We start from the raw sequence: 4984 nt of genomic DNA on the forward strand, positions 1-4984 counted from the left end.
ATAATGTCATCCAACTCTAGCCGGTAGCCCACGCCCGGCTCGGTCAACAGCAGACAGGGATCGGAAGGATCTTCCTCGATTTTCTGACGCAGCAGACCGATATAGACCCGCAAATATTGGGTGTCGGTCGCTTCCGCACCCCAACCCGCCGATAGCAGCCGTTTGTGGGTCACGACCTGACCAGCGCTGCGCGCCAATGTCTGCAGGAGGTCATATTCCTTGGGCGATAGCTTCACCGGCTCATCTGCAAGCGTTACATGCCGGGTCGGGAAGTCGATCGTCAACGGACCCGCCGAATAGGTCGGCGCGTTGCTTTTTAGCCGCGAATGCCGGCGTACCGCCGCACGGATGCGGGCCATCAGTTCGCCGATCTCGAACGGCTTGTTGACGTAATCGTCCGCCCCTTCGTCCAATGCGGCTATTTTCTCCTGCTCCTGGTGTCGTGCGGAAATGACGATGATGGGTACGTCGCTGCGCAGCCGGATACGCTGGATCAGCGCTTTGCCGTCCATGTCGGGAAGGCCCAGATCCAGCAGGATGAGGTCCAGGTCCAGTGCTTCGGCGAGCGCCAGGGCGCTCCCGCCCTCCCGTGCAATGCTGATATGATAGCCCGCCGATCCCAGCACGGATTGAAGCACATCCATCAGCGCTGGCTCGTCATCGATGATGAGAATGTGCTGCGCGGTCATGGCGGGGGTGTTTCTTCGGCGAGGGGTAGGGAAATGGTGATGACGGTCCCACGGCCGCTCGGACCGGGCGACTGAGCGCCGATCCGGCCACCCAGCGCCTCGACGAAGCCCCTGGCGATGGCAAGGCCAAGGCCGCTGCCACGCGGAGAAGGTTCCGAACGGGGAACGCGATAAAATCTCGTGAAAACCCTTTCCAGATCCGCCTCCGGAATGCCCCAGCCTTCATCCGCGATGCTGATTGTGCACCAATTCTCGTTGCGACAGGCTTCGACGGTAATGCGCGTGCCGACCTCGCTGTAAAGAATGGCGTTGTCGAGGAGATTGATCAGCACGAGTTCGAACATCGCCGCATCGACGCTGACGAGTAGATGGCCGTCGCCGAGATGGCGCTCGATATGGCGGTTGCCCGCCCGCGGACGAACGCGCTGGATGATAGCGGTGAGTGTCTCCATGATCTCCAGTGTCTGCCGCCGGGCCAGCGACTGGCCAGCCTCCAGGCGGCTCATTTCAAGCAGATTGGCGGTGTATCGATTGAGGCGCTCGCACTCGTCGACGATCCGCCGGAGGAGACGGGCCGCCGCCGCGGCATCGAACTGCTCGCGAAAATCGATCAGGCTGGAAGCAGAAGCGCTGATCGCGGTGAGAGGCGTGCGAAAATCATGACTGACTGATGACAGAAGAGCCGTCTTGAGTTCCTCCGTGCGCGTCTGCGCCCTGACTTCGGCGTTGCTCTCCGACAAGGATGCGCGTTCCACGGCCAACGCAACGAGATTGGCAAGGGCCGACATGAAGGCGCGGCCGGGCGGCGGCGATGAACCATATTCGAACAGGATCGCGCCTTCGAAGCCTTCGCTGCTGTCCAGCCGGTATGCGGTATAGGGGCTTTCCTCGCTGGGGCTGACTGAACTCCCCCACATGCGCTTGATCAGCGTCATGGCCGGATGCCCGTCCTGCACTGCTGTTGCATTTGCGAAGGAACCATCCCTGACGAGGAGAAGCGTCATGGTCGCGGCGGTCAGAGGCGAAAGGCTGGCATTTAGAGCGGAGCGCATATCGGTGATGCGAACGGCTGATTGCAACGCCCGGCTGAGCACAGCAAGCTCGCCAATTGCGACTTGCTGTGCTCAGCCGCTTTGGCATGGTCCCTGAGGCTCCCTGCCAATATGCCCGCCACCAGTGCGCACAGGGTGAACAGCAGGAAGGGGACAATATCGCGGCCCGTGGCGATGCGAAAGCTCAACACGGGCTCGGCCAGATAGAAGTTGTAGAGCAGGAAAGCCGCCGTTGCCGCAACGAGCGCGGCGACAAGTCCTCCGATGGCACCCGCCGTTACGACGCCGAGCACGAAAAGCAATGCTGCGGCGACCTGCCCGAACGCAGGCTTCACCATGACTGCAGCGAACCAGGACAACAGTATGACGAAAGCCACGGCCGATATTCGCCAGGTCGAGACGAGGTTGATCCGCCCGAACCGCGAGCCTGGCACCTTTTTGCGATTGTTTGTTGTCATCCTCCTCGCCGTCTCAGCCATGGTTTACAGGTTTAAGGAGGGCCGACAGGCAGGTCCATGCATATAACGGCTTTGCACGTTCTGCCTTAGCGAAGGGCTTACTGACGAGGCAGGGCTGGTCGGCAGGGGTCATAGGGGAAATGAAAGACTATTCTTTAAAGTACGGCCGAGCGTGGCGGCGTCGTCACCCTGACGCCTGTCCAGTGCCGTTCGATCATGGCTGAGGGCGCGACTTTCCTCAGGCCTGAGTCTAGCGGACGACCGCGTTTCAGTCGGCCCATGATCGTCCTGGTGGTTGAGGATGAGGCGTTGGTCAACATGAATGTCTGCGACTTTCTGGTCGACCAGGAGTTCACTGTATTCTCGGCGCGCGACGCCCATGAGGCGCTTTCCCTGATGGAGGAATTGGGGGACGCCGTGGATCTTCTCTTCACCGATGTGAACATGCCTGGAGAACTGGACGGATTCGATCTGGTTCGGTTGGTGCACAATCGTTGGCCCGGTGTCAGAATGTTGATCACGACCGGCGGCCGTGAGCCGTCCGATCTGCCGCCCGACTTGCAGAAATTCGGCCCGATGTTACCAAAGCCATACCGGCTGGAAATTCTCGGAATGATGGCTGCCAAGATGATCGTTGCGGATTAGTCCGGCGCATTGCCGATCAATGCAGCGGTTTCGACCGAGCGGCCCCGCAGCGGATGCTGTCGACAGCGTGCGGAAATGGGTTTGACCGGCGTTGAGATGACCGTGGTATAATACTTCAAGAGCGCAGGATTGTGCCTTAACTGACGGAACAGGAATACAGCGCTAAACTTGGAGTGGCTTACTCATGAGCATGTCGATGCAACTGGCCATCGCGACGGTGATGGTCGCAGCAACCGTGCTCATTCATCTGATCGGCCTGGCCGGGCTGCTTGCCGTGCTTCGTCGGCACCGTCACGCATCCAGCGCGGTCCTCGCATCGGTCATCAACGGCATGGCGATATTGTTTGCAGCATTTGGGCTGTTCGTGCTGCATGCAATCGAAATATGGCTATGGGCCGCCCTGTACCTCGTGTCTGATGCCTTGGCCGATCTGGAGCAGGCGCTTTACTTTTCGACCTCCACCTATGTGACAATCGGCTATGGGGATGTGGTCCTGCCTGTGGGAAGCCGGATATTGGGCGTGATCGAGGGCGCGAACGGGATCATTCTGATCGGCTGGTCGACAGCGTTCTTCTTTTCCATCGTCGATCGGCTGAAACTGCTTGAGCGCGACCTGCAAAGAGGTTGAACGGAGAGTGTATGCCGGTTCGCGCTGAAAGCTCTTGCTGCCGCCGCTCAGATGGCAAGCCGTTCTTCCATCATGAGCTGTTTCACCTCGCGCCGAAGCCGCCGCTGTTCATCGACCCGCGCGGAGATTCGGTTGAACGTTTCGGCGTCGAGGTCATGTCGTCCCAATATGCGGATCATCTCGGCCTGCGCTCGCGACTTCAAAAGCGCTGCCTGGTCCTGGGGGAGCTTTTCAGCGCGAAACGACACCGACTGCCTGACCTTCTCGATCTCCAGAAGAGCCGAGGCGTAGGCGTGGATTTGTCGATCGGAAACTGTGCCTGCCGCGCCATCTCCTGAAATATGCCTGGGCGACTGGGCGAGCCCAGCAAATGCCGGCAGCGGCACCATCAGCAGCAGAAGAGAAGATGCGAAAAGATATCTGACCATCAGCTGTCCTCGAGAATCCGGCGTCTAGGAATGAGGCTGGTCTTAAGCTTTGCTCAAACCCTGAACGTTGCAAGCTATTGAAAAGCTCTGGAAATCCATCCTATCAGTCTCACTCGCCGCCAGTGCGCGACATCTGCGTTGGACCGTTTCTCACATGCGATCAGCGGTTGGACTGGCTCGCCAGCTATACGTCACCGCCCAGAGCAGATTGCCAAAAGGGGTTCTTTTCTGTCGATCAATGCTTCACGCCGCCGGTTTGCGGCTTCATTGCTGTTACCCTTGCTGATGGGATGTGTGCCGGCGGCAGGTGGACGGATTGAGCCCCCCGCGCGGGCAGTGCCCCTGGCAAAGCCGCACCAGACGGCGGCTCCATTGTCGATCTTGCGGCAGCGCACGCATATGCAGCCTCCTGCCAACCTGCTGAATGCCGTCCAGGGCTTGAGCGATGCGTTCAAGGGGCGCGTAGGCATCTCCGTACGTGACATGGACGAGGGTTGGGCGCTGTCCGCCAACGGGGATTCTCCGCTCCCGCAACAGAGCGTCAGCAAATTATGGGTCGCCATCGCGGTCATGGACGCAGTCGACAGAGGCAAATTGTCGCTTTCCGATCCTGTGACGGTTCGGCGATCAGATATCACCGTCTTTCATCAACCGATCCGTCCGCTTGTGACCAGAAATGGCTACCGGACCACGATAGGCAAGCTGCTGGAAATGGCCCTCACGCGCAGCGCCAATAGTTGTAATGACGTGCTGTTGTGGAAAGTGGGCGGCCCCCAGGCGATCCGCGACATGCTGGAGCGTAAGGGCATTGATGATGTCGGCTTCGGGCCTGGCGAGCGTGAATTGCAGGCGAAGACGGCCGGGCTGAAGTGGCGACCCGAATGGGCCGGCGGCTGGGGATTCCTGAAGGCGCGCGCGGCCATGCCCTTCGCGGCGCGTAATCGCGCCTTGAAACGTTATCTTGCGGCTCCCTACGACGGCGCGTCGGCTAACGGCATCACGTTCGGGCTGGCGCTGTTGGAAAAGGGAAAGCTGCTCAGTGCGGCATCGACGCAGCACCTCCTCAGATCCTATGAGGAAGTGA

The 4984-nt window shown here is 59.9% G+C and carries 7 protein-coding genes; 3 read left to right on the top strand and 4 right to left on the bottom strand.

Features of this window, described 5'->3' with window-relative positions:
• The 3 genes from EBBID32_RS19945 to EBBID32_RS19955 form a co-directional block, all read right to left on the bottom strand.
• The coding region (locus EBBID32_RS19945) for a response regulator (RefSeq protein WP_037492117.1) at positions 1 to 689 on the bottom strand (689 nt) is incomplete at its 3' end.
• Positions 686 to 1624 (bottom strand): sensor histidine kinase, encoded by a 939-nt coding sequence (locus EBBID32_RS19950; protein WP_231382262.1) that lies wholly within the window; start codon positions 1622 to 1624, stop codon positions 686 to 688. The genes EBBID32_RS19950 and EBBID32_RS19945, both read right to left, overlap by 4 nt.
• Before the next feature lie 101 nt (positions 1625 to 1725).
• Positions 1726 to 2220 carry a DUF4118 domain-containing protein gene (locus EBBID32_RS19955; RefSeq protein WP_081628141.1) on the bottom strand — a complete coding sequence of 165 codons (495 nt, stop codon included), beginning with the start codon at positions 2218 to 2220 and terminating at the stop codon, positions 1726 to 1728.
• 258 nt (positions 2221 to 2478) lie between these two features.
• On the opposite strand from EBBID32_RS19955, the gene EBBID32_RS19960 reads away from it, so the two are divergent.
• Together EBBID32_RS19960 and EBBID32_RS19965 are read left to right on the top strand one after the other, a co-directional pair.
• Complete coding sequence (locus EBBID32_RS19960; RefSeq protein WP_006965387.1) at positions 2479 to 2844, top strand: response regulator; 366 nt, start codon at positions 2479 to 2481, stop codon at positions 2842 to 2844.
• Between the two features lie 184 nt (positions 2845 to 3028).
• Positions 3029 to 3472, top strand: coding sequence for a potassium channel family protein (locus EBBID32_RS19965; protein ID WP_006965390.1), 444 nt, complete (start codon positions 3029 to 3031; stop codon positions 3470 to 3472).
• A 47-nt stretch (positions 3473 to 3519) separates the two neighbouring features.
• Here the strand turns inward: EBBID32_RS19965 and EBBID32_RS19970 are convergent, their stop codons facing one another.
• A complete protein-coding gene (locus tag EBBID32_RS19970) occupies positions 3520 to 3861 on the bottom strand; it encodes a DUF4168 domain-containing protein (RefSeq protein WP_231382263.1) in 342 nt (113 codons plus the stop codon).
• Between the two features lie 411 nt (positions 3862 to 4272).
• Between EBBID32_RS19970 and EBBID32_RS19975 the strand changes: the two genes are divergently transcribed.
• Positions 4273 to 4984 (top strand): serine hydrolase (locus EBBID32_RS19975; protein WP_231382264.1); only part of this gene is annotated, 712 nt, incomplete at its 3' end.

This window comes from Sphingobium indicum BiD32 (assembly GCF_000382885.1).
Classification (GTDB): domain Bacteria; phylum Pseudomonadota; class Alphaproteobacteria; order Sphingomonadales; family Sphingomonadaceae; genus Sphingobium; species Sphingobium japonicum_C.

What these genes read in the sequence shown, in the direction of transcription:
- EBBID32_RS19950 (WP_231382262.1), bottom strand. Translation starts at nt 1,624, where the DNA reads ATGACGCTGATCAAGCGCATGTGGGGGAGTTCAGTCAGCCCCAGCGAG.
- EBBID32_RS19955 (WP_081628141.1), bottom strand. Translation starts at nt 2,220, where the DNA reads ATGGCTGAGACGGCGAGGAGGATGACAACAAACAATCGCAAAAAGGTG.
- EBBID32_RS19960 (WP_006965387.1), top strand. Translation starts at nt 2,479, where the DNA reads ATGATCGTCCTGGTGGTTGAGGATGAGGCGTTGGTCAACATGAATGTC.
- EBBID32_RS19965 (WP_006965390.1), top strand. Translation starts at nt 3,029, where the DNA reads ATGAGCATGTCGATGCAACTGGCCATCGCGACGGTGATGGTCGCAGCA.
- EBBID32_RS19970 (WP_231382263.1), bottom strand. Translation starts at nt 3,861, where the DNA reads ATGGTGCCGCTGCCGGCATTTGCTGGGCTCGCCCAGTCGCCCAGGCAT.